Annotated in this window: 25 protein-coding genes; 10 read left to right on the top strand and 15 right to left on the bottom strand. The window is 74.9% G+C overall.

Annotated elements, in window-relative coordinates; all coding sequences use genetic code 11:
* Position 1: 1 nt before the first annotated feature.
* The 5 genes from OG774_RS01465 to OG774_RS01445 are packed head-to-tail and all read right to left on the bottom strand — an operon-like array spanning position 2 to position 1694.
* A complete protein-coding gene (locus tag OG774_RS01465; protein WP_328306171.1) occupies positions 2-187 on the bottom strand; it encodes a hypothetical protein in 186 nt (61 codons plus the stop codon).
* Between the two features lie 13 nt (positions 188-200).
* Positions 201-491 (bottom strand): hypothetical protein, encoded by a 291-nt coding sequence (locus OG774_RS01460; RefSeq protein ID WP_328306170.1) that lies wholly within the window; start codon positions 489-491, stop codon positions 201-203.
* Positions 488-991, bottom strand: a complete 504-nt coding sequence (locus OG774_RS01455) for an SRPBCC domain-containing protein (RefSeq protein ID WP_328306169.1) — start codon at positions 989-991, stop codon at positions 488-490. The genes OG774_RS01460 and OG774_RS01455 overlap by 4 nt, the downstream gene beginning before the upstream one ends.
* Complete coding sequence (locus OG774_RS01450) at positions 988-1341, bottom strand: ArsR/SmtB family transcription factor (protein WP_328306168.1); 354 nt, start codon at positions 1339-1341, stop codon at positions 988-990. The genes OG774_RS01455 and OG774_RS01450 overlap by 4 nt, the downstream gene beginning before the upstream one ends.
* Positions 1338-1694, bottom strand: coding sequence for a VOC family protein (locus OG774_RS01445; protein ID WP_328306167.1), 357 nt, complete (start codon positions 1692-1694; stop codon positions 1338-1340). Before OG774_RS01445 ends, OG774_RS01450 begins: the two co-directional genes overlap by 4 nt.
* A gap of 163 nt (positions 1695-1857) precedes the next feature.
* Here OG774_RS01445 and OG774_RS01440 point away from each other — a divergent pair, with 163 nt between their 5' ends.
* Both OG774_RS01440 and OG774_RS01435 read left to right on the top strand, forming a co-directional pair.
* Complete coding sequence (locus tag OG774_RS01440) at positions 1858-2019, top strand: hypothetical protein (protein ID WP_328306166.1); 162 nt, start codon at positions 1858-1860, stop codon at positions 2017-2019.
* A gap of 1 nt (position 2020) precedes the next feature.
* Positions 2021-4816: a DUF2232 domain-containing protein gene (locus OG774_RS01435; RefSeq protein WP_328306165.1), complete on the top strand. Its 2796-nt coding sequence runs from the start codon at positions 2021-2023 to the stop codon at positions 4814-4816.
* Positions 4817-4874: 58 nt separating this feature from the next.
* Here the strand turns inward: OG774_RS01435 and OG774_RS01430 are convergent, their stop codons facing one another.
* The 7 genes from OG774_RS01430 to OG774_RS01400 form a co-directional block, all read right to left on the bottom strand.
* Positions 4875-5585, bottom strand: a complete 711-nt coding sequence (locus OG774_RS01430; protein ID WP_328306164.1) for a cobalt-precorrin-6A reductase — start codon at positions 5583-5585, stop codon at positions 4875-4877.
* An 82-nt stretch (positions 5586-5667) separates the two neighbouring features.
* Entirely contained in the window at positions 5668-6411 is a 744-nt protein-coding gene (gene cobM / locus OG774_RS01425; RefSeq protein WP_328306163.1) for a precorrin-4 C(11)-methyltransferase, read from the bottom strand.
* Positions 6408-7613 (bottom strand): precorrin-6y C5,15-methyltransferase (decarboxylating) subunit CbiE, encoded by a 1206-nt coding sequence (gene cbiE, locus OG774_RS01420; RefSeq protein WP_328306162.1) that lies wholly within the window; start codon positions 7611-7613, stop codon positions 6408-6410. Before cbiE ends, cobM begins: the two co-directional genes overlap by 4 nt.
* Positions 7614-7676: 63 nt before the next feature.
* Positions 7677-8402 carry a PaaI family thioesterase gene (locus OG774_RS01415; protein ID WP_328306161.1) on the bottom strand — a complete coding sequence of 242 codons (726 nt, stop codon included), beginning with the start codon at positions 8400-8402 and terminating at the stop codon, positions 7677-7679.
* Between the two features lie 47 nt (positions 8403-8449).
* Positions 8450-9358 carry an oxidoreductase gene (locus OG774_RS01410; RefSeq protein ID WP_328306160.1) on the bottom strand — a complete coding sequence of 303 codons (909 nt, stop codon included), beginning with the start codon at positions 9356-9358 and terminating at the stop codon, positions 8450-8452.
* Positions 9359-9412: 54 nt separating this feature from the next.
* Complete coding sequence (locus OG774_RS01405; RefSeq protein WP_274195579.1) at positions 9413-10141, bottom strand: esterase/lipase family protein; 729 nt, start codon at positions 10139-10141, stop codon at positions 9413-9415.
* A gap of 31 nt (positions 10142-10172) precedes the next feature.
* Entirely contained in the window at positions 10173-11312 is a 1140-nt protein-coding gene (locus OG774_RS01400) for a DUF418 domain-containing protein (RefSeq protein WP_328306158.1), read from the bottom strand.
* A 79-nt stretch (positions 11313-11391) separates the two neighbouring features.
* On the opposite strand from OG774_RS01400, the gene OG774_RS01395 reads away from it, so the two are divergent.
* Positions 11392-11790: an ArsR/SmtB family transcription factor gene (locus OG774_RS01395; protein ID WP_420791810.1), complete on the top strand. Its 399-nt coding sequence runs from the start codon at positions 11392-11394 to the stop codon at positions 11788-11790.
* Between the two features lie 26 nt (positions 11791-11816).
* Here OG774_RS01395 and metX read toward each other — a convergent pair whose 3' ends face one another.
* Together metX and OG774_RS01385 are read right to left on the bottom strand one after the other, a co-directional pair.
* Positions 11817-12977 (bottom strand): homoserine O-acetyltransferase MetX, encoded by a 1161-nt coding sequence (metX, locus tag OG774_RS01390; protein ID WP_328306157.1) that lies wholly within the window; start codon positions 12975-12977, stop codon positions 11817-11819.
* 13 nt (positions 12978-12990) lie between these two features.
* On the bottom strand, positions 12991-14298 hold the full coding sequence (locus OG774_RS01385) for a bifunctional o-acetylhomoserine/o-acetylserine sulfhydrylase (protein WP_328306156.1): 1308 nt from the start codon (positions 14296-14298) through the stop codon (positions 12991-12993).
* Between the two features lie 250 nt (positions 14299-14548).
* Between OG774_RS01385 and OG774_RS01380 the strand changes: the two genes are divergently transcribed.
* On the top strand, positions 14549-15817 hold the full coding sequence (locus OG774_RS01380) for a cytochrome P450 (RefSeq protein ID WP_328306155.1): 1269 nt from the start codon (positions 14549-14551) through the stop codon (positions 15815-15817).
* 395 nt (positions 15818-16212) lie between these two features.
* Here the strand turns inward: OG774_RS01380 and OG774_RS01375 are convergent, their stop codons facing one another.
* Positions 16213-16623 (bottom strand): hypothetical protein, encoded by a 411-nt coding sequence (locus OG774_RS01375; RefSeq protein WP_328306154.1) that lies wholly within the window; start codon positions 16621-16623, stop codon positions 16213-16215.
* A 682-nt stretch (positions 16624-17305) separates the two neighbouring features.
* On the opposite strand from OG774_RS01375, the gene OG774_RS01370 reads away from it, so the two are divergent.
* The 6 genes from OG774_RS01370 (at position 17306) to OG774_RS01345 (ending at position 23673) form a co-directional block, all read left to right on the top strand.
* Positions 17306-17902, top strand: coding sequence for a TetR/AcrR family transcriptional regulator (locus OG774_RS01370; RefSeq protein WP_328306153.1), 597 nt, complete (start codon positions 17306-17308; stop codon positions 17900-17902).
* A 79-nt stretch (positions 17903-17981) separates the two neighbouring features.
* Positions 17982-19160: an alkane 1-monooxygenase gene (locus OG774_RS01365; protein ID WP_328306152.1), complete on the top strand. Its 1179-nt coding sequence runs from the start codon at positions 17982-17984 to the stop codon at positions 19158-19160.
* Positions 19161-19188: 28 nt separating this feature from the next.
* On the top strand, positions 19189-20403 hold the full coding sequence (locus tag OG774_RS01360) for an MFS transporter (RefSeq protein WP_328306151.1): 1215 nt from the start codon (positions 19189-19191) through the stop codon (positions 20401-20403).
* A 61-nt stretch (positions 20404-20464) separates the two neighbouring features.
* On the top strand, positions 20465-20893 hold the full coding sequence (locus OG774_RS01355; RefSeq protein WP_274195588.1) for a PPOX class F420-dependent oxidoreductase: 429 nt from the start codon (positions 20465-20467) through the stop codon (positions 20891-20893).
* Between the two features lie 135 nt (positions 20894-21028).
* Positions 21029-22126, top strand: coding sequence for a 2,3-diaminopropionate biosynthesis protein SbnA (gene sbnA / locus OG774_RS01350; RefSeq protein ID WP_328306150.1), 1098 nt, complete (start codon positions 21029-21031; stop codon positions 22124-22126).
* Positions 22123-23673 (top strand): IucA/IucC family protein, encoded by a 1551-nt coding sequence (locus OG774_RS01345; RefSeq protein WP_328306149.1) that lies wholly within the window; start codon positions 22123-22125, stop codon positions 23671-23673. Before sbnA ends, OG774_RS01345 begins: the two co-directional genes overlap by 4 nt.
* Positions 23674-23701 lie beyond the last annotated feature (28 nt).

The raw sequence follows: 23701 nt of genomic DNA, 5'->3' as shown, positions 1-23701 counted from the left end.
GTCAGTCGCCCGCGAGGGGGACCCAGATCCAGTCCTGGTCGGTCCGGTCGCGCCCGACCAGCTGCCCGCACGTCGCGCAGAACAGCTCGTTGGCGCCCATCGACTCGTCGGCGACGGCCCACCCCGTCACCACCCAGGAGTGCTGGCGCCCGCCCAGGCACAGCCACCGCTCGTCGCCGTCGCTCACGGGCCCGATCGTGTCAGGCGACCTGGGTCAGCGTCGCGGATTCGTAGGGGCGGGTCTCCCACCGCTCGAGGGGGAGCCCGCCGACGGACGCGAACAGCTCGCCCATGCCGGCCTGCATCGCCTCGGGCGACGCCCAGATCGACACGGCGACGATGCGCGAGCCGTCGGGCTCCTCGTAGGCCCCGATCTCGTCGAGCCCGTCGATGTGCGCCGACGTCTCCCGGATGACGTCCATCGCGGCGAGCATGTCGTCGCGGTGCTCCGGCTTCGGGAAGTGGACGACCTGGAACAGGACACGGCTCATGGCGAGCTCCTCTCGGGGTCTGCGGCGGCGGCCAGGGCGGCGAGGATCGCGGCCCAGCCTGCGGAGTAACCGCCGCCCGCGGTGGTGGCGGCGGCGAACTGCTCGGCGGTCAGCTGCTCCCAGCCGCGGTGCTCGACGTCGACCTTGGTCAACGCGGGCCCCAGGGCGCGGAAGGTCAGCTCGACCTCGGTGGTGACCGGGGTGGCCTCCCAGGTCATGACGAAGCGTTCGGGCGGCTGCCAGGCCAGCAGGTGACCCCAGGTGACCTCGGTGCCGTCGGCCCAGGTCTCGTGGACCCGGCCGCCCTCGCGGCGGTCGAACCCGACGGCGCGGACACGCTCGCCGCCCAGCGAGTAGGGCTGCAGCGGCCACCAGTCGCCGATGGTGTCGACGAAGATGCCGAAGGTGTGCTCGCGGCTCGAGCGCACGAGCGTCGACTGGCGGATCGGCGGCCGGCGCAACGGGGTGACGGTGCCGTCGCTGTGGTCGGGCGGGCTCATCCGGTCTCCTCCTCGTGCTGGTCGTCGGCGACGCCCCGGTCGGCCTCGACGATCCGGCGCGCGCGGTCGAGCGCCGAGCCCCACAGGTCGTCGAGCATCTCCCGCAGCTCGGCGAGCCCCTCCGGGCGCGCACCGTAGAGCCGGCGCGTGCCCTCGCGGCGCTCGGTGAGCAGGCCGGCCTCCTTGAGCACGGTCAGGTGCTGGCTGACGGCCGGGCGGGTCACGTCGAAGGCGGCCGCGATCTCCCCCGCGGCCAGCTCGTCGTGGGCCACGAGCTGCAGGATCGCCCGCCGGCGCGGCTCGGCGAGCGCCCGCAGCGCGCGGTCGCGAGGATCCTCGCCAGGGCTCACGCCCACAGCCCGACGGGGTTGCCGTCGGGGTCGGACACGACGGCGATGCGCCCGTAGCCGCCGGGCAGATCCATCGGCGGGGCGAGGGTGTCGGCGCCGAGCTCGGAGGCGCGGGCGAGGCCGGCCTCGAGGTCGTCGACCCGGACGTAGAACTTGACGCCCGTGTCGCCCGGCGCCTGCGACGGCCCGATGCCGCCGCCGATGGCGTCCGGCCCGGCGCCGGTGTCGACCATCGCGTAGCCGTCCATGTCGGGGTCGGGCTCCGCCGACCACCCGAACAGCTCGGTGTAGAACCCGCGGACCTTCTCGGGTGCGGTGCTGGTGATCTCGAAGAACGCGACCGGCTGGCCCATGGTGACCTCCTGCTCGTGCTTTGTCGGAATTGCTAACGTTAGCGTTCGCTTTCGTTAGCGTCAACGCACGCTTATGGAGTCGCCGCAACGCTGACCGACGCGCACGCAGCTCCACCAGTTGCTCCCGCGCCCGAGGCACCGTAGGAACCGGCGCGCCGACCTCGTGTCGCTGACCGACGAGGGCGAACGGGTGCGGGCCCGGGCCGCCGCGGCCCTCGCCGCGTGCGACGACCGTTTCCTCGATCCCTTGGACGCGCCCGACCGCGCGCGCCTGCGCACGCTGCTCGGACGGCTCGTCGCGGGCGCTGACCCGCATACTGGGTGAGATGCGGCGCTTCCGCCGGTCCCCTCCCCGCCGGCCGCTCGACGCGGTCGAGCTCGCGGAGGCGGCCGCCCTCGGTGATCTCGTCGCCGTCGTGTGCGTGCTCACCCGCCTGTTCCCGGTCGGCCCGATCGGCGTGGTCGTCGCGGCCTTCCCGCTGGCCGTGCTGTCGTCGCGTCGGGCGGGGCGCGCGGGGCCGGTCGGGGCGCTCGTCGCCGTGGTCGTCGCGTTCCTCGTCGCCGGCGTCGGCCCGGCGGGCACGGCGGCGTCCGCGGCGTCGCTGGGCTGGCTCGTCGGCGTCGGCGCGCGCCGCGGGTGGTCGACGGTGCGCACCGCGCTCACCGGCGTCGTCGCCCTCGCCGTGCCCACCTCGGTGGTCGGTACCGCGCTGCTCGCCGCGTTTCCCGCGTACCGGGAGCTCGTGCTCGACCAGCTGCGCACCTCGTGGAGCGGCCTGGCCCGCCTGCTGCGCGGCGGGCTGCCCGAGGTCGTCGCGGCCGGGGACCGCGCGGTGCGGGCGATCACCGACTACTGGTGGGTGACGCTGCCCGCGATCGCGGTCGTCAGCACCCTGTTCGGGGTGGCGGTCGCGGCGTGGATCCTCGCGCGGCCGCTGCGCTCGGTGCAGCGCCTGCTGCCGACCGACCTCGCCGGCCGGCTGCCCACCACCCGCGCCGGCGCGCCGGTGGCGCCGCTGCCGCTGCACCTGCGCGGGGTCGCGCTGCCGTCGGGACCTCCGGTGGACCTGGACCTCGACGCCGGCCGGTTCGTCGTGGTCACCGGGCCGAACGGGGCCGGCAAGTCGACGCTCGGGCGCGTCGTCGCAGGGCGTCCACCGTCCGAGGGCACGGTCGAACGTCCCGGCGAGGCCGGGCTCGGCGTCGTCGGCGGCACCGGGATGGTGTTCCAGCGCCCCGACAGCCAGGTGCTGGGCGTGCGCGTCGCCGACGACCTGCGCTGGGGCCTGCCCTCCGGTCACCCCGTGCCGGTCGACGAGCTGCTCGCCCGGGTCGGTCTCGAGGGTGCCGGCGACCGCGAGACGGCGACGCTCTCGGGCGGCGAGCTGCAACGTCTCGCCGTCGCGGCCCTGCTCGCGCGCTCCCCCGCCGTCGTCGTCAGCGACGAGAGCACGGCGATGCTCGACCCCGAGGGCCGCACCGAGGTCACCGACCTGCTCCGCAGCCTCACACGCACCGAGGGTGTCGGGGTCCTGCACATCACCCACCACGACCCCGGCGAGGCCGACACCGTGCTCGCGCTCCCGGGCGCGCCAGCGCCGCCGGGGGCCGGCGGGGTGCCGTGGGGTCCGCCGCGCCCGCCGGCCGGTGGGTCGCTGCGCCTGCGGGGCGTCGACATCGTCCACGACGCCGGCACGCCGTGGCGTCGGCCCGTGCTCTCCGGGGTGGACCTCGACGTCCCGGCCGGGCGGATGGTGCTGCTCACCGGCCCGAACGGGGCGGGCAAGACGAGCCTCGCGTGGGTGCTCGCCGGCCTCGCCACCCCCGCGCGCGGCACCGCGACGCTCGACGGCGCGCCGCTGCGCAACGGCCGCGCCGGCGCGCTGCTGGCCGTGCAGCACGCCCGCCCCGCGCTGCTGCGCCCCACCGTGGGCGAGGAGGTCGAGGACGCCGCCGGCGTCGGCCCGCGCACCGCCGACACGACCCTCGCCGCCCTGGGCCTCGACCCGGCGATCTACCGCGACCGATCCGTCGACGAGCTCTCGGGCGGCGAGCAGCGCCGCGTCCTGCTCGCGGGGCTGCTCGGCGCCGGGCCACGGGTGCTCGTGCTCGACGAGCCGCTGGCGGGCCTCGACACGGACGCCGCGACGGCGGTGCGCGAGGCCCTGCGCGCGGCGCGGGCGGCGGGCACCACGCTCGTGGTGGTCACCCACGACATCGCGCCGCTGGCCGACCTCGGCGACGCGGTCCTGCGCGTCGAGGACGGGGCGGTGCACGGGCCGCCGGAGCTCGTGCGGCCGTCGAGCACCTCGTCCTCGTCCTCGTCCTCGTCCGAGCGGGAGCGCCGGCCCCGCGCCGTCGGCGCGGTGCGCACGCTGCCGGGGCCGTCGGTGCTGCACCGGACCTGGGTGGGCACGAAGATCGCGGCGCTCGCCGCGACGGCGCTGGCGCTGTTCGTCGACCCCACCTGGCCGACCCTCGGCGCCGCCGCCCTGCTCCTGGTCGTCGGGGCCGTCGCGGCGCGCCTGCCCCGCGGGGCCGTGCCGCGCCCGCCCCGCTGGCTGCTGCTCTGGCTGCCGGCTATCGTGCTGTCGACGATCGGCACGCGCCCGCCGCTGGTCGACGTCCTCGGCACCGAGCTGAGCCTCGGCGGGCTCGAACGCGTCGTGCTCTTCCTCGGCACGACGCTCGTCTCGCTGCTCGGCGCGGCCCTGCTGATCGCGACGACCCCGCTCGGTGCGTTCCCGCCGCTGCTCGAGCGCCTGGCCCGGCTCGGGAGGCGCGTGCGGATCCCGTTGCGGACGCCGACGACGGCGATCGCGCTCGGGCTGCGCCTGGTGCCGCTGCTGCTCGCCGAGGGTCGGACGGCGTGGCTCCTGATCGCCCAGCGCCAACCGGTCGGGCGCGCGGTCACCCCGCTGCGCGAGCAGGTGCGCACGGCCGTGCGGGCGGCGATGCAGGCGTGCGCGATGGCCACCCGGCGGGCGGCCGAGACGGGCGAGGCAATCACCGCCCGCGGGGGCCTGGGCGCCGTCGCCGGCCCGGACCAGCGCCCGGGGTGGCGGGACCTCGCCGTCCTCCTCGTCGTCGCCGCGGTCCTGGCTGTGGGGTTGTGGGGCTGAGGACGAGATGTCAGCGGCGTGGCGCCGCAGACGTTGAGTGTCCGTATTCTTCCGTCGATCACAGGCGCTCGAGCACCTCATCGACGGAGCTCACCGCCGTCACGCCCTCCGGCAGGGGCGGGCGGTCGACGAGCACCACCGGCAGCGACCGCTCGCGGGCCGCGACGAGCTTGGCCTCCGTGGCGCCGCCGGAGTCCTTGGCCACGACGACCGTGATCGCATGCTGGTCGAGCAGGGCGCGCTCGTCGTCGAGGGCGATGGGGCCGCGGGCCAGCACGAGCTCGGCGTGTGGAGGCAGCACCGCAGGCGCCTCGATCGCGCGCACGAGGAACCACGCGTCGACGTCCACGAACGCCCCGACGCCCTGGCGGCCGGTCGCGAGCAGGACCCGCGCACCGACAGGGATGGCCGCAGCCGCCGCCGCCAGCGACGGCACCCGCGTCCAGCGGTCCCCCGGTCCCTGGGTCCACCCGGGCCGACGCAGGACGATCAGCGGCGTCCCGGCGAGCGACGCCGCCGCCGCCGCGTGCTCGGTCATCGTCGCCGCGAAGGGATGGGTCGCGTCGACCAGCACGTCGACGTCCGCCAACGCGTCGGCCAGCCCGGCGACCCCGCCGAAGCCGCCGGTCCGGACCTCGCCGGCGGGCAGCCGGGGGTGACGCGTCCGGCCGGCGAGGGACGTGGTGACGTCGAATCCCCGCGCGGCCAGCTCGGCCGCCAGCGCCCGCGCCTCCGCCGTCCCCCCGAGCACGAGTACCCGCCGCGTCATCGAGGGCCCGCGACGCTCCGGCGAAGGGCGCCCCTCGCCGCTCTATCCGGCCGAAGGTGCCCTTCGCGCGAAAACCGCCCCCTCACGGCCGCGCGCGGGTCGCCGAGTAGAGGTGCGACTCGTCGCCACCGGAGGTCCCGACCACCGCCCCCACCACGATCACCGCGGTCCGGCGGACGTCCGCCGCGGCGACCTGCTCGGCGATGTCGGCGAGCGTGCCGCGCAGGACCACCTCGTCGTCCCGGGACGCCCGCGCGACGACGGCGACCGGCTCCGATGCCGGGCGGTGCCTCAGGAGCGCTTCCACCACCGAGGCGCACCGCTGCACGGCCAGGTGCAGCACGAGCGTCCCGCCGGCCGCGGCCCACACGTCGAGCGACTCCCCCGTCGGCATCGGCGTCGCGTTGGCGGCGTCCCGGGTGAGCACCACGGACTGGCCGACGCCGGGCACGGTCAGCTCGGTGCGCAGCGCGGCCGCCGCCGCGGCGAAGGCCGGGACGCCCGGCACGATCTCCCACGGCACGCCGGCGGCGTCGAGGCGGCGGGTCTGCTCGGCGACCGCGGAGAACACCGAGGGGTCCCCGGAGCACAGGCGCGCGACGTCGTGGCCCGCCTCGTGCGCGGCGACGAGCTCGGCGGTGATCTCGTCGAGCGTCATGCGGGCGGTGTCGACCCGGTGCGCTCCCGGCGGGCACTGCCCGAGCAGCTCCTCGGGCACCAGGGAGCCCGCGTAGAGGCACACCGGGCTGGTGGCCAGGGCGCGCAGGCCGCGCACGGTGATGAGGTCGGGCGCGCCCGGCCCGGCGCCGACGAAGCGGACGGTCACGCGGAGGGGTCCTTCCGGTGGATCAGCTGGGTCACGCCGGCCAGCGCACGCCACGCCGAGAAGCGGCCGACGGGCTCGGCGCGCTGGATCCCGATCCGCCGCAGCGCGCCGCCGTGCGCGGCGCGGAACGCGGCGAGAGCCGCCTCGCCCTCGACGGTGACGGCGTTGGCCACCAGCCGCCCGCCGGGACGCAGCGACCCGTGGGCCGCCTCCAGCATCCCCGGCACCGACACCCCGCCGCCGACGAACACCGCGTCCGGCGTCTCGAGGTCGGCGAGCACGTCCGGCGCCCGTCCGAGGACGACGCGCAGCCCCGGCACCCCGAGCCTTGCGGCGTTCGCGCGGATGCGGGCCGCCCGATCCTCCCGCACCTCGACCGACAGAGCCCGGCACGCCGGGTGGTGGCGCATCCACTCGATGCCGACGCTGCCCGCCCCGCCGCCGACGTCCCAGAGCAGGGCGCCCGGCACCGGGCGCAGCGCGGCGACGGACAGGGCCCGGACCTCGGTCTTCGTGAGCTGACCGTCGTGGGAGTACGCGTCGTCGGGCAGGCCCGGCGCGCGTCCGAGCAGCGGGTCCTCGGGGAGGTCCGGGCAGGTCACGGCCACCACGGCCAGCGGGTCTCCGGGCGGGTGGACCCAGCCCGCGGCGTGGCCGTCGACCCGGCTCTCCCCCGGCCCGCCGAGGGAGCCGAGCACCGTCATCGTCGCGGCCCCGTAGCCCCACGACGTGAGCGACTCGGCCAGCGTCTTCGGGGCGTCGCCGTCCGGCACGAGCACGAGCAGACGCCGGCGGGGCGCCAGCGCGGCGCGGACGGCCTCCGGTGGCCGGCCGACCGTCGAGAGCACCTCGACGTCCTGCGCGGCCCAGCCCAGGCGCCCGCACGCCAGCGCGAGCGACGACGGCGCCGGGTGGACGGCCGCCGTCGGGTCGTGGGCGAGCACCGTGGACCCGATCCCGTAGAACGTCGGATCGCCGCTGGCGAGCACGACGAGCGCCCGGCCGGCGTGCTCGGCGAGCAGCCCGGGCAGCGCCGGCACCAGCGGCGAGGGCCAGGTGGCGTGCGACGCGGACAGCGAGGGCAGCAGGGCGAGCTGACGGGGGGCGCCGAGCACCACGTCCGCGGCCTCGAGCGCGGCCCGGGCGGGCTCCCCCAACCCCGGCCACCCCTCGGCTCCGATGCCGACCACCGTCACGGTCACCGCGACACCTCATCACGGACCGGGGCACTCCCGGACTGGGAGCCTCGTCACCCCGCGTGAGGCTCAGCCCGGGGTGTAGCGCAGGCCCGTCATCGTCAGCACGGTGCGGTCGCGGTCGTCGCGCAGAAGCGCGCGCCCGCTGCGCAGGCGGCGCCCGTCGTGCTCGACCTCGACCTCGGTGCGCACGGTGCGCCCGTCGGCGGGGACGGCGCGCAGGAACGTCGCCGTCGCCTCGTCGGGCGGCCCGCCGAGCACGTCGGCGAGGGCGCGGGCGGGCAGCGAGGCCAGCGCGCCGCCCTGCACCACGCCGGCGTGGTTCACGGCCTCCGGGTCGGGGGCCGCGCCCTCGCCCACCAGCGTGTGGGGCGCCCGCGCGGTCGGCGACCAGTCCGGGGTCGCCGTTCGGTACTCGGCGGCCTGCTCGTCGCGGAGTACGGCGTTGCGGCCGTGGGCTCGCGCCACCGTCCGGCCGTCGTCATCGGTGATCACCGCGGTGCTCAGCGCCACCTCGGGATCGCGCTCGTCGAGGCACCCGACGGCGTGCAGGGTCCCGGCGACGGCGTCCCGCGCGACGACGTGCAGGGTGAGGCGCAGCGTGGTGATCCGCTCGCCGGCCGCGAGCGTGCTGGTGACCGCGAGCCCGGAGACGAAGTCGCCGAGCAGCCAGAGTGCGCTGTCGACGTCCCCGTCCGGGGCCGGCATGTCCGCTTCGGCCCGTCCCGGCTCGATCGCGCGGAGCCGCGCCCGGACGGTGGCGTGGACGGGCGCGAGCGGGATGTCGTCCGCCACGCAGCGCCGCAGGACCCCCAGCGGCGTCTCGTCGGCGGTGGGCGTGCTCAGGAGCGTGCCCCGGCCCGGATGTGGGGCGTGACGCCCGTGAGCTCGGACGCGAGGTCCCACAGGCGCGCCTGGACCTCGCGGTCGTGCGACGCCACCGTCGAGCCCACCGGCACCGGCGGACCCGCGATCTCCTGGAACCCGCTCGGGCCGATGAAGGTGCCGCCGGGCAGGTCGGGCATCGTCGCGGCGTAGAGCGTCGGCTGGGCGCCCGACTCGGGCCCCTGCGCGATCACCTTGTTCATCAGGCCCATCGCGGCGTCCTGCACCGACTCGGTACGGCTCTGCAGGTTGGTCGCGCTGTAGCCGGGGTGCGCGGCCATCGACCGCAGCGGCGAGCCGGCCGCGACGAACCGGTGCTCGAGCTCGTAGGCGAACATCAGGTCGGCGAGCTTGGACTGCCCGTAGGCGAACCAGCGCTGGTAGCGGCGCCGGCGCCAGTTGAGGTCGGACAGGTCGATGCTGCCGAGCCGGTGCGCGACGCTCGAGAGCGTCACCACGCGGTCGGTGATCACGTCGAGCAGCAGGCCAGTCAGCGCGAAGTGCCCGAGGAAGTTCGTGCCGACCTGCATCTCGAACCCGTCGGCGGTGCGCCGCTCCGGGATCGCCATGAGGCCGGCGTTGTTGATGAGCACGTCGACGGGTCCGTCGAGCTCGGCGACGAAGGAGCGCACCGATGACAGGTCGGCGAGGTCGAGCCGGCGGACCTCGGTGGTGCCGGGGGCGTCCACGCCGATCTCCGTGGCCGCCTGCGTGCCCTTCTCGGTGTCCCGGACCGCGAGGACGACGTGGGCGCCGGCACGGACGAGTGCACGGGACGCCTCGAGGCCGATGCCCGAGTTCGCACCGGTGACGACGAATGTCCGTCCGGTCTGGTTTCCGATGTCTGCAGGAGTCCACGCGGCCATGTGGCTCCCGTGCCCGGCGTACGGGTGGCCGAAACGGTGGTCCCGAAACGGTGGTCACCGTCGCACGAGGACCTCGGCGAGGTGCCGGTAGACCTCGACGTTGACACCCAGCCCGACGTGGCTGCCGCGGACCTCGAGCGCCTCGGCGTCCTCCGGGCGGCACGCCGAGGGCCGCACGATCCCGTCCTGCCCGCTCCAGATGGCGACGACGGGCGGGGCGGCGGGCGCGACGAGGTCGGCCCCGAACGGGCACGGGCAGCGCACGGTGAGGCAGAGCGGGCGGTGTGGGCGCACCACGTTCTGCGCGACCCGGGCCCCGCTCACCGCGGCCAGGGTCAGCACCGACGCGTCGAGCTGCGAGGCCAGCGGGCTGCCGAGCGCGACCACCCGGCGGACCAGCGACGGGCTCCGGGACGCGAGCGCGCGGGCGAGCAGGCCGCCCCGGCTGTGCCCGATGATCGTCACGGGCGCCCCGGCGCGGTCGGCGACCTCGGCGAGGCGCCGGTCGAGGCGGCGCACCGCGGCCTCCGAGCAGTCGACGTTCCAGGCGATGCCCGAGCGGTAGGAGCGGTGGCCGATGCGCCGTAGCCAGTCGTGCAGGACGGTGAGCGTGACGTCCCCGGCGAGGAACCCCGGCACGAGCAGCACCGGCGCGCCGTCGCCGTGCGGCACGTCGTGCCCGCGCCAGGTGTCGCTCACGAGCAGGCGCGCCAGCTCGAGGTGCACCCGCGCCTCGCCGAACGGGCGGCCCCACCAGCGCAGCGGGGGCGGGAGCTCGGCCACGCCCCCGACCCTATGTGAGTGATGTTCACGGCTATAGCCGTGAAGATCGCTCACGGGGGTAGGTCAGGCGGCGCACCAGCAGCTCGGCCGGGCCCCGGTGGCCGGCGCGGGCGAGGAGCCCGGCCACGAGCACGCCGGCCAGCCAGGTCGCGAGGCCGATCAGCGTCGCCGCCGCGAGGCTCGCCGACGACCCGAGCCCGCCCGCCACCGCCGCGAACACGGCCACGAACACCACCGACTGGGACAGGTAGAGGGTCATCGACCAGGTCCCGGCGGCCGCGATCAGGTCGCGCCCGGGCCAGGACACGCTCGCGAGCAGGCCCATGACGCCGAGCAGCCCGAGCGCGCCTGCGTAGCCGCCCGCGGTGTGGGCCGCGCCGGCGAGGCCCGCCAGGACACCCGCCGGCACCCACGTGCCCGCGACGGCCAGGGCCAGCGGCAGCCCGAGCACCACCGAGGCCCCGAGCCCCCCGACCGCCCAGACGGCGAGCCGCCGCCGGTGGGCCTCCGGTTCGTCGAGCGTGCCGGAGCGGGCGATGACGACGCCCACGAGCACGGCGGGCGCGGTGAGCAGCGCCGAGAACAGGGTGGTCGTCAGCCACTCCCCGGGGTGCGCGGCCAGGAAGGCGCCGACGGTGGGCGCCCCGATCGAGGGGACGGTCGGGACCCCCTGCGGCGTGCCCTGGCCGGTACTCAGCAGGCCCCCGAACGTCGCGATCGCCCCGGCCGCCGCGAGGAGCCCGCGGGACGACCCTGCTGAGGACCCTGCCGCCGGCCCCGTCGCCACCACCGGCGCGATCAGCAGGATGACCAGCCCGTACGCGCCGATGATGTCGCCGGGGAAGAGCAGCACGCCGTGCAGCGCGCCGACGCCGATCAGCACCACCCCGCGCCGTCGCAGCACCCCCTCGGGCGCGCGGTCGGCCAGCCGCGCCAGCCCGTAGCCGACGAGGGCCGCGAACAGCGGGTAGACGCGGCCGTCGACGAGCACCACCTGCACGACCGCGACGACGCGGTCGCCGCCGACGAGCCCCGCCGGGTAGCCGCGGTAGCCGATCGGGCGGTCGACGAGGTAGAGGTGCGCGTTGGCCACCGCGATGAGGACGAGCATCAGACCCCGGGCCAGGTCGGGGGCGGTACGCCGCGCGGAGAGTCCCGTCGGTCCCGTCACCGCGCGCGTCCCCCGTCTCCACCGCCGTGTCTCCCGGCGCCGCCACCCGGCGGCCGGGCGAGGATGACACGATGTGTCGGTGCACCTCACCGAGCCCCCGGACGGCACCGACGAGGACGCCGCCCGGGCCGAGCAGCGCCAGCGCGCGCTCGACGAGGACCACCGGATCTGCGACGCCGTCGAGGCCCTGCCCGACGGCGACAGGATGCACGCCTGGGTCACCCGCTTCGCCCTCCTCGCCGACCCGACGCGTCTGACGCTGCTGCTCTGCATCCACGCCGCCGGCGAGATCTGCGTGTCCGACCTCGCCCTGGCCGCCGGGCTGAAGGACACCACCACCTCGCAGGCGCTGCGCCTGCTGCGCGCGCAGGGTCTCGTCGCCACCCAGCGCAGCGGCCGCGTGGTGCGCTACCGCCTCGACGACGAGACCGTGCACGCGCTGCTCCACGAGGTGGCGGGGCAGCCCGCGCGGTTGTAGCTCCCCGCCGGAGCGACGGGTCGTCTCTAGGCGCGGAACAGCTCGCCCAGGATCTGCTCGAGCCTGCGCGCCTCGATGAGGAACGCGTCGTGCCCGTACGGCGACTCGATCCGGTGCACCTCGCCCGCGCCGGGGATGAGCTCGGCCAGCTCCTCCTGCTGGTGCAGCGGGTAGAGCCGGTCCGACACGGAGCCCGCGACGACGGTGCGCGCCGTGATCCGGCCCAGCGCCTCGCGCAGCGACCCCCGCCCGCGGGCGACGTCGTGCCCGTTCATCGCCAGCGTCAGCGCGACGTAGCTGCCGGCGTCGAAGCGGTGGACGAGCTTCTCGGCGTGGTGGTCGAGGTAGCTCTCGATCGCGAAGCGCCCGCCGTCCTCCGGATCCTCACCCGGCTGGGGCCGGCGTCCGAAGCGCGTGTCGTACTCCTCGCCCGTCCGGTAGGTGTTGTGCGCGATCCGCCGGGCGACGCCGAGCCCGGCGTGCGGGCCCTGGCCGCGCGGGCGGTCGTGGTAGTCGCCACCGCGCCAACCCGGGTCCTCGCGGATCGCCGCGATCTGGGGGGCCGCCCACGCGATCTGGTCGGCCGACGCCGCCGCGGGCGAGCACAGCAGCAGCAGCCGCTCCACCCGCTCGGGCGCCATCACGGCCCACTCGAGCGCCCGCATGCCCCCCATCGAACCGCCGAGCACGGCGGCCCACCGGTCGATCCCCACGGCGTCGGCGAAGCGTTCCTCGACCGCGACCTGGTCGCGCACCGTCGTCCGCGGGAACCGCGAGCCCCACGGGCGCCCGTCCGGTCCCGGGCTCGCCGGTCCCGTCGTGCCCTGGCACCCGCCGAGGACGTTGGGGGCGACGACGAACCAGCGGTCGGTGTCGATCGCCCGACCCGGCCCGATGATCGCCGACCACCAGCCCGGGGTGGGGTGCCCGAGACCGGGATCCCCCGTGACGTGGCTGTCGCCGGTGAGCGCGTGCAGCACGAGGACGGCGTTGGTCCCGTCGAAGCGTCCCCACGTCTCGTAGGCGACGCGCACGTCGGGCAGGGTCGCGCCGCTCTCGAGCGTCACCGCGCCGAGGTCGACGAAGTGACGGCCGCCGACCGGGTCCCCCTCCCGCCACGCACCGGTGGCGGGAGGGAGGACCTGGACGGACGTGTCGCCGTCGACACGCTGGAGTGAGTCGGTCACGCAGCCAGATCTCTCACTGGGCAGACTTGGCCGCCGTGAAGCCCGCCTCGAGGTCGGCCTTCAGGTCCTCGACGTGCTCGATGCCCACGGCCAGGCGCACGAGGCCCGGGGTCACGCCCGCGGACTCCTGCTCGTTCTCCGAGAGCTGGCTGTGCGTCGTCGACGCCGGGTGGGCGATGAGGCTGCGGACGTCGCCGATGTTCACCAGCTGCGAGTGCAGGGTGGTGCCGTCGACGAACGCGCGCCCGGCCTCGACCCCGCCGCGCAGGTCGAACGACACGATCGCGCCGACGCCGCGGGGCAGGTACTTCTTGCCGGCCTCGTACCAGGGGCTCGAGGGCAGGCCCGCGTAGTAGACCTTCTCGACCTCGTCGCGCTGCTCGAGCCACTCGGCCAGGGCCTGCGCGTTCTGCACGTGGCGCTCGAGGCGCAGCGACAGCGTCTCGATGCCCTGGATGATGAGGAAGGCGTTGAACGGGGCGATCGCCGCCCCGGTGTCGCGCAGCAGCTGGACACGCAGCTTGGCCGCGTACGCGCCCGGTCCGAGGGCCTCCCAGTACTTGAGGCCGTTGTAGCTCGGGTCGGGCTCGGTGAAGCCGGGGTAGCGGTCGCCGTGGGCGCCGAAGTCGAACGTTCCGCCGTCGACGACCACGCCCGCGATCGTCGTGCCGTGGCCGCCGAGGTACTTGGTGGCCGAGTGGACGACGATGTCGGCGCCGTGCTCGATCGGGCGCAGCAGGAAGGGCGTCGGCACGGTGTTGTCGACGACCAGCGGGACGCCGACCTCGTGCGCCACACCCGCGACGCCCTCGACGTCGAGGACGTTCGAGCCCGGGTTGGCGATCGTCTCGGCGAAGAACAGCTTGGTGTTCGGCCGCACGGCGTTGCGCCACTGCTCGAGGTCGTCCTGGTCCTCGACGAACGAGACCTCGATGCCCATCTTGGGCAGTGTGTAGTGGAACAGGTTGTACGTGCCGCCGTAGAGGCTCGGGCTCGACACGAAGTGGTCGCCCGCGTGGGCGATGTTGAGGATCGCGGCCGTCGTGGCCGCGCTGCCGCTGGCGAACGCCAGGGCCGCGACGCCGCCCTCGAGGGCGGCGACGCGCTGCTCGAGCACGTCCTGGGTCGGGTTCATGATCCGCGTGTAGATGTTGCCCGGCTCGGCGAGGCTGAAGAGGTCCGCCCCGTGCTGGGTGTCGCGGAAGACGTAGGACGTCGTCTGGTAGATCGGCGTGGCCCGGGCGTTCGTCGCCGGGTCCGGGCTCGCGCCCGCGTGGACCTGCTGGGTCTCGAACGACCAGCCGGTGCTCGCGTCCGTCATGGGGTGCTCACTCCATCGTGGGGGATCGGGGATTCTCGGTCGTACACGTCGCCGGCGGGGTGCTGCCCCTCAGCGACACCATTCGTCGAACGCGTCACCGCGCCTGCTCGGCCAGAAACCTTCGAGATCAACCCGCACCACGTCGGCGATCCTCCCGCCGCAGAGGACGGGGCACAACCGACACCCCCGGGTCACGGGTGTCACGTCGTGCGCATGGCGGGCGGCACCCAGTGTTGGCATCCTGCCAACTATGACGCTCCCGACCGTCGACCTCGGTGACCGCGAGTTCTGGGCCGCGCCCTGGGCGCGCCGGTTCGAGGCGTTCGACGCCCTGCGCGCCGACGCGGGGCTGCCGTGGTTCGCCGAGCCCGAGTTCCCCGGGTTCGAGCGCGGCCCCGGCTTCCGCGCCGTCACCCGGCACGCCGACGTCGAGTACGTCAGCAAGAACCCCGACCTGTTCTGCTCGGGCCGGGGCGCGGTCTCGATCCTCGACCTGCCCGCCGAGGCCCACGAGTTCTTCGGCTCGCTGATCAGCATGGACGCCCCACGCCACACGAAGATCCGGCGCATCGCCGCGCAGGCGTTCACCCCACGGCGCACGGAGGCGCTGCTGTCCGACGTGACGCGCGTCGCACACTCGGTGGTGGTCTCCGCCCGGGAGAAGGCGTTGGCGGGCGACGGCTCCTTCGACCTGGTCACCGACGTCTCGGCACGGATGCCCCTGCTGATCATCTGCGACATGATGGGCGTGCCGGAGTCCCGGCGCGACGAGGTGTTCGCCCACTCCAACGTCATCCTCGCGGGCGACGACCCGGAGTACGTCACCTCGGACAACCCCCTCGGCGACTACCTCACCGCCGGCGCCGGGCTCTCGGGCCTGATGACCGAGCTCGCCGCCGCCCGCGAGGCGTCGCCGACCGACGACATCACCTCGGCGCTGGTCCACGGCACGGTCGACGGCGAGCGGCTGACGCACCAGGAGATCGCGTCGTTCTTCATCCTGCTCTGCGTCGCGGGCAACGAGACCACCCGCAACGCGATCACCCACGGCGTCTGGGGCATGCACCTCGACCCGTCGCAGTGGGAGCTGTGGTCGGGCGACGTCGACGGGATCACGCCCACCGCGGTCGACGAGATCGTCCGCTGGGCCTCGCCGATCAACTGGATGCGGCGGACGGCGGTGGCGGACACGACGGTCGGCGACGTCGCCGTCTCGGCGGGCGAGAAGCTGCTGCTCGTGTACGGCGCGGCGAACCGGGACCCCGCCGTCTTCGCCGACCCGGACCGCCTGGACCTCCGCCGCTCCCCCAACCCGCACCAGGGCTTCGGCGCCCACGGCCCGCACTTCTGCCTCGGCGCGCACCTCGCCCGTCGCGAGGTCGCGGTGCTCTTCCGCGAGCTCTTCGCCGGCATGCCCGACCTGCGCGTCGCCGGCGAGCCCGACCGCCTGCGCAGCATCTTCGTGAACGGGATCAAGCACCTCCCCGTCGCGCTCGCGGGGACCGACGCGGCGCGGTGATCAGCTAGCCGTGGTCGATGACGATCTCCGGGGCGACCGTGAGGGCTCGGTGACCATGGGCGCGCGAGGTACCCGTTCGTGGAGCGTGCGTGTGGGGCGCGGTCGTGTCCGCGCGAAGGGCACCTCCGGCCGACTAGAGAGGCGAAGGGCGCCCTTGGCCGGAACGGCGCGCCGGGTTCGAGCGCGAGATCCAAGTTCGTGGAGCGAGCGTTCCGCTGAGCGGAGCATTCGCTCCACGGACCCAGATCTCGCGGCTCGGCGCCGCGGTGATCGCCCGATTCGGTGCCGACACATGGCAGATCTGCACTGCTTCGTCACCGACGTCGCGATCATCGCCGCTCCTGGCGTCTTCGGTGGCGAAAGCCGCGCTGAGCGCGGGATTCGCCACCGAGCTCTCAGCCCGCCGACTCGGGCTCCGGAGCGGCGGCGAGCCGGACCCGGCGCAGTACCCGGTGGCGCAGAGCGAAGCCCGCGAGCGTGGAGAGGATCAGCACGCCCAGCACCGCCGGCGTCCCCAGCCCGCTCGGGAGGCCGTCGAGCGCCATCGCCTGGACGTCGCTCGACGTCGTGACCGGCGAGCCCGGGGTGACGCCGGTGAGGGTCCGCAGCGGGCTACCGGTCGGCACCATGAGCAGGCGGGGGTCGACGGTGCCGAAGCCCAGCGCGGGCACACGGGCGGCCAGCCCGCCGGGCGCGGAGACGGCGGGGGTCAGCAGGCCGGCCCGGACGTCGGGGGCCTGGACTCCGGACGGCGCGGGGACGGCGGCCTGGGCCGGCCCGCCGGTCGACGCGGCGGTGTTGCTCACGATTTCCGAAGCATTGCCTGCGTCGTTCGTGACGGCGGGCGAGCCATCGCCTGAGTTCTCGCTGCTTTCAGACGGGGTGCCGGTGCTGTTCCCCGGGATCTCCGGCACGGAAGGCAGGATGATCGGGATTCCTCCGGGCGACGAATCGGCGGTCTCGCCACCCGTGTCGCCCGATCCGGTCTGCGGAACCGGCAACGAGATGCGCTCGCACTCATTGGTCACGGGGTCGCGCCTGTACTCGTCGCCAAGCAGCGTCGGCACGTTGTCGAGAAGACACTTGGTAGACCCGAGGAGATCGGTGATCGGGTCCGCTGACGCGGTCCCCGCCCCCAAGGTCAGGGCGCCAGTGACGAGGGCACCGACGATCACACTCGGCAGCAGACGACCGGATCGAACGACCATGTGCGGACCCCTTCGGCCGGACGGTGGACCACCAGGTGCATCCCGGTGATCTGCGCGGACATCGGCATCCGGTCACCGTTGTTACCCGCGAGTCGGACATCCTGAGGAAGTGGGGCGCTTCGGCCCAGTGACTCTCGGCGACCGGCCGCTGACGTTGCGCCGTCCGCGACGTTTGATCGGCCCAACCTGAGTGCCTCCCGCAGGCCAACCGGCACCACCAACCGGGTGCGAGAGGGCTGCTCCTCGCATCGCGCCGGTTGCGGTGAGTGACACTGACCGGATGAGCGGCGAGTCGTTGCGCCTGGAGTTTCGGCGACAGGTGCGCGAACGGGTCCTCGAGACGGCCCACCAGCACACCGTCGAGCGGGGCTGGGAGCGGGTGCGCGTCGGCGAGGTCGCGGTCGACTCCGGGGTCTCGCGCCCGACGCTCTACCGGGAGTTCGGCAACAAGGACGGCCTGGGCGAGGCGCTGATGACCCGCGAGGCCGAGCGGTTCTTCGCCGCGATCGCCGACGCCCTCGATCAGCACGAGGACGTCCCCCGCGCCGTCGCGGCCGCCACCCGCCTGACCCTGCAGGAAGCGGCGGACAACCCCCTCCTGCGAGCGGTGCTCACGGGCAGCCGGTCCGGCGACGCCGGGCTGCTGCCGTTCCTCACCTCGCGGTCGGAGTCGATCCGCGAGTCCGCCCGCGCCCTCCTCGCGGCGTGGCTCGGACGGCGGCAGCCCGAGCTCCTCCCGTCCCGGGTCGAGGAGACCGTGGACGCGCTCGTCCGTCTCGTCATCTCTCATGTGGTGGCGCCGGCCCTGGACCCCGTAGACGTCGGGGAGCGCATGGCCCATCTGGTCGCAGCGCTGTTGGTCCATCCGCGAAACTGAGACAAAAATCGGGTATTGTCTCTAAGCGCATCACCACGCACACTTCGTCACGAGCCGTCGTGTCGAGGGAGACAGGCCCATGAGTACCGAGTTCGTGCCGGACACCGCGCGGGGGAACGATGCCCCGCAGCACCCCTGGCGAGACCGCAAGCGCTACCTGTGGCCCCTGGCCACCCTGATGCCGGCGATGCCGTTCGTCGGCGCGGGGCTGTCCACCGCCACCGCTTGGGCCGGCTGGTGGTGGGTCGGCCCGATGATCCTCTTCGTGATCCTGCCGGGCCTCGACCTGGTCTTCGGCGCCACCGACGACAACCCGCCGGAGTCCGAGCGCGAGCGCCTCGAGGCCGACCGCTACTACCGCTGGGTGACCTACCTGTTCATCCCGATCCAGTACGCGAGCCTGGTGTTCTCGTGCTGGGTCTGGGCGAGCTGGGACCTGCCCTGGCACGCGGACCTCGGTCTCGCGCTGACCATGGGCGTCGTCAGCGGCGTCGCCATCAACACCGCCCACGAGCTGGGCCACAAGCGCGAGGACGTCGAGCGCTGGCTGTCGAAGATCGCGCTCGCGAGCTCCGCCTACGGGCACTTCTACGTCGAGCACAACCGCGGCCACCACGTCCGCGTCGCGACCCCGGAGGACCCGGCGAGCTCGCGGCTCGGTGAGGGCTTCTGGATGTTCCTGCCGCGCACGGTCTGGGGCAGCCTGCGCTCGTCCTGGCACCTGGAGTCGAAGCGCCGGTCCAAGGGCAGCCACACGCCCTTCGACCACGAGATCGGCGTCGCCTGGGCGATGACCGTCGTGCTGTTCCTCGCGCTCGTCGTCGCGTTCGGGCCGGTGATCCTGCCCTGGCTGATCCTGCAGGCGTTCGTGGGCTTCTCGCTGCTGGAGGTCGTCAACTACCTCGAGCACTACGGGCTCAAGCGCCAGCGCCGCGAGGACGGCCGCTACGAGCGCACCGACCCGCGCCACAGCTGGAACGCCGACCACACCGTGTCGAACCTGCTGCTCTACCAGCTGCAGCGCCACTCCGACCACCACGCGAACCCGCTGCGGCGCTACCAGACGCTGCGGCACTTCGAGGAGTCGCCGCAGCTGCCCAGCGGCTACGGCTCGATGATCGTCGTCGCGCTCTTCCCGCCGGTGTGGCGGGCGATGATGGACCGCAAGGTGCTCGCGCACTACGACGGCGACGTCACCCTGGCCAACATCCACCCGCGCCGGCGTGAGCAGTACCTCTCCCGCTACGCCCGGACATAGAACCGACGACGCGGGTGTTGCGCCGTGGGTGACGGCACCCGCTGACAGCCTCGACCCCGTCCGCCGCGGCCGGCTCTTCGCCGCGGTGGCCGGGGTCGTCGTGCTCTTCCTGGCCGCCTCGAGCGTCCCGAGCCCGCTCTACGTCGTCTACCAGGCGCAGTGGGGCTTCTCGGCCGCGACCCTGACGGCGATCTTCGCGGTCTACGTGGTCTTCCTGCTCGCCTCGCTCCTCGTGGTCGGCGGCCTGTCCGACCACGTGGGACGACGGCCGGTGCTGGCGGTCGCGCTGGGCGTCCAGACCGTCGCCGTGGTGCTGTTCCTGCTCGCGACGAACGTGACGATGCTGCTCGTGGCGCGCGCCGTGCAGGGGGCGGCCACCGGCGCGGCGATCACCGCGATGGCCGCGACGCTGGTGGACCTCAGCCCGCGGCGCGCCGGGCTCGCGAACGCGACGACGCCGCTGATCGGCCTGGCGCTCGGCGCGCTGGGCTGCGGGCTGCTCGTCGAGTACGCCCCGGCGCCCACCCGCCTCGTCTACGGCGTCCTGCTCCTGGGCTTCGCCGTCGTCGGCGTGGTCCTGGCGCTGCTGCCCGAGACGGCCCCGCGACGCACCGGTGCGCTCGCCTCACTGCGTCCACGCGTCCGGATCCCGGCGGGCCTGCGCGCCGAGGTGCTCGCGATCGTGCCGACGCTGGCGGCGAGCTGGGCGCTCGGCGGGCTCTACCTCTCGCTCGGCCCGTCGGTGGCCGCCGAGATCCTCGGGCTGCGCAGCCACCTCGTCGGCGGCGTCGTCGTCACCCTGCTCTGCGGGGTGGGTGCGGTCACCGCCGTCGCGGTGCTGCGCCGCTCCCCCGCGACGCTGCTCGCCCCTGCGGGCGGGCTGCTCGCCGTCGGCACCCTCGTCACGCTGGGCGGGCTCGTGCTCGGTGTCCCGCTCGGCGCCGCCGCGGGCACCGTCGTCGCCGGCGTCGGGTTCGGCATGGCCTCGCTGGCCTGCTTCGGCACCCTCGCCCGGATCGCCGCCCCCGAGACCCGCGGCGAGCTCATGGCCGTCGCCTACGTCGTCGCCTACCTGGCCTTCAGCCTCCCGGCGGTGGTCGCGGGCATCGCGACCGTGCACCTCGGGCTGCGGCCCGTCGCCGAGGTCTACGGCCTCGTCGTCGTGGCCCTCGGCCTGACGGCGGTCGTCGCGCGCGCCCTGGTGGTGCGCCGCCGCCGCTCCGTGGGGGCCGGGCGCGTGTGAGATCGGGGCGCATCGAGCACTCCTGCCCGAGACCGTGCACCACCCCCGACGAGAGGACGACATGCCCAAGCCCCCGCTGCCCGACGAGGTCCAGGAACTCCTGCGCAAGCCGAACCCCAGCGTGATCGTCTCGGTCCGCCCCGACGGCCAGCCGGTGTCGGTGCCGACGTGGTACCTCTGGGAGGACGGCCGGGTGCTGGTCAACATGGACAACGCGCGCAAGCGCGTCGAGTACCTGCGCAAGGACCCGCGGGTGTCGATCTCGATCCTGTCCGAGGACGACTGGTACACCCACGTCAGCATCCAGGGCCACATCGTCGAGTGGGCCGACGACGACGATCTGACGATCATCGATCGGTGCTCGGAGCACTACACCGGCAAGCCCTACCCCATCCGTGACCGTGGGCGTGTGGCCGCGTGGATCGAGGTGGACCGCTGGCACGGGTGGGGCGCGGTCAAGGCCTCGGACGTCCCGGACAACGCGGGCTGATCGACCCTCCTCCGGTCACCGCCGATCACCTGATCGGCACGGCCTCCGCCGTGGTTAGGGTTGCCTGGGTTCGGGGCGGGAGTCCTCCGCGAGGATCTCCCGCTCCGGTCCGGACACGTCGCGACGGAGGTGTGAGTGACCCTCGCCCGTGGGCCCCGACCGGGCCCCGCCGGTGACCTGGCCTGGCTCGATCCAAGTGCCCTCGACCCGGGTGCCCTCGACCCGGGTGCCCTCGACCCGGGGCGCCTCGATCCGGGTCCCGAGGCCGTCCACGGCTCGGTGCTCGACACGGTCGGGGCGACGCCGCTGGTGGAGCTCGGACGGTTGTTCGCCCGGCCGGGGGTGCAGGTCCTCGCCAAGCTCGAGCTGATGAACCCGGGCGGCAGCATGAAGGACCGCTCTGCCCGCTACATCGTGGCGAGCGGACTGGCCGACGGGTCGATCCCGCCCGGCAGCCGGCTGGTCGAGTCGAGCTCGGGCAACTTCGGCGTCGCCGTGGCGATGGCCGCGCAGCTGCACGGCCTCTCGTTCACCTGCGTCGTCGACCGCAACGCCAGCGCCGCCAACAAGACGATCATGCGGGGGCTCGGCGCGGACGTCGAGGTCGTCGACGAGCCCGACGAGGCCGGCGGGTACCTGCACACCCGCCTGGCGCGGGTGCACGAGATCCTCGCGACCACCGCCGACACGGTGTGGATCAACCAGTACGCCAACGAGCGGAACTGGCTCGCGCACTACCACGGCACCGGCGCCGAGCTGGTCGACCAGCTCCTCGTCCCGCCGACCCACCTCGTCGGGGCGGTGTCGACCACGGGCAGCCTGCTGGGCTGCGCGCGCCGGCTGCGGGAGGTGTGCGACCCGCTGCAGGTCGTCGCCGCCGACGCCGTCGGGTCGGTGATCTTCGGCGGACGGGGCGGGTACCGGGAGCTGCCGGGCCTCGGGTCCAGCCGCGTGCCGGAGCTGCACTCCCCCGACGAGATCGACCGCGTCGAGCACGTCGACGACGCCACCGCGGCCGAGGCGTGCCGCGAGCTGCTGGCCACCGAGGCGATCTTCGCCGGCGGATCGACGGGGGCCGTCGTCACCGCGGTGGCGCGCCTGCTCGACGACGTCGTTCCGCCCGCGCGCATCGTCGCGATCTTCCCCGACCGCGGCGACCGGTACCTGGACCGCGTCTACGACGACGCCTGGCTCGACCGGGCGCGGGCGAGGCGGGTGGCCCTGCCGCGGTGAGCGAGCGCCTCGTGATGCGCGACCTGCTCGACGCGGCGGTCGCCGAGGGCCTCGCGGCCGCACCGCTGGTCGCCGGGCGGGTGCGTGTGGCGCTCCCCGACGGCCGGGAGCTCAGCTGGCCGGCCCGGCCGGGCGGGGTCCTGCAGGCCGCGCGCGCCGTCGACGGCCCGGTGCTGCTCGACGGCGTGCCGGTGTCCGCGCCGTCCGCGGTCCTGCGGCTGCTCGCCCCCGACGCCCCGTACGTCGAGGCGGTGGCGCGGGACCTCGACACGGCCGTCGGCCACGCCCTCGAGCCGCCGTCCGGGGACCTCACCGAGAACGTGGGCGAGGTGCTCGCCGCGGTGCGCGGACGGCCGTTCCACCCCACGGCGCGGGCGGTGTCCGGGTGGGGTGCCGACGACCTCGCGCGCTGGGGGCCGGGGCGCACCGTCGCCGTCGACGCGGTCGCGGTCCGGTCCGACCACCTGCGGCTCGGGGTCGGCGGTTTCCCGGACCTGCTCGACGCCCCCGACGGCTACCGGGTCCTCCCCGTGCACCCCTTCGACCGCGCGCACGTGCTGCCGGTCGCGTTCGCCGCCGAGATCGCCGACGGGATCGTCGTCCCGCTCGACCGCGGTGCCGGCGAGGGACGGGTGACGTCGTCGCTGCGGACGCTCGACCTCGGCGGCGGCCGGCACCTCAAGCTGCCCCTCGGGGTGACGACGCTGGGGTCGACCCGGCTGCTCGGGGCCCGCTCGCTGGACTTCGCGCAGCGCGGCGAGCGGGTGCTGCGCGACGTGCTGGCCGCGGACCCGGACCTCGCCGCCCGCGTCGCCGTGACCGACGAGACCGCCTGGGCCGGCTTCGCCCGTCCCGACGGCTCCGACGAGTTCGACGACCGCCCCGGGCACCTCGCCGCGGCGCTGCGCGTGCTGCCGCCCCCGATCGGGTCGCACCGGATGCCGCTCGCCGCGCTCTCCGCGCCCGCCTGGGACGGGCCGCTCGCAGCGATCGGCGACCCGGAGGCGGTGTTCGGGGCGGTCGTGGACGCCGTCGTCGAGGTCGGGATCGGGTTCCTGCGCCACGGCGTGCTGCCCGAGATGCACGGGCAGAACGTGCTGCTGGACCTGGACGCCCGCTCGACGAGCCTGGTCCTGCGCGACCACGACGCCGTGCGCGTCCACCCCGGCCGGCTCACGGTGCCCGGGCCGGGCTACCGGTTCACGCCCGGCGGCAGCCAGTCGCTGGTGCTCGACACCCCGGCGGAGCTGATCGGCTTCTTCGCGACCCTGGCTGTCGAGGTCGGGCTGGGCGGGGTGGTCGACGCGCTCGTCCGGCACACGGGCACGCCCGAGCCGCGGTGGTGGGCGACGATCCGGCGCGCCGTCGAGGGCGCCGTCGCGCGGACCGCCGACCCGGAGGTCCGGGGCACCCTGCAGGCGGTCCTGCTGGAAGCCGACACCTGGCCCTACCGCACGGTGCTGCGCCCGCTGCTCGAGCGCGGGCCCTCGCCCGGCACGAGCATGCCCGCCGGCGTCGCGCGCGTCCCGAACCCCCTGCGCACGTGAGCGAAGTTCCCGGCCAGGCCGGGAACTT

Origin of the sequence: Actinomycetospora sp. NBC_00405 (assembly GCF_036044095.1) — a bacterium.
Classification (GTDB): Bacteria; Actinomycetota; Actinomycetes; order Mycobacteriales; family Pseudonocardiaceae; genus Actinomycetospora; species Actinomycetospora callitridis.
The sequence above is the reverse complement of the archived record's forward strand: the minus strand, read 5'-3'. Positions and strand labels throughout refer to the sequence as shown.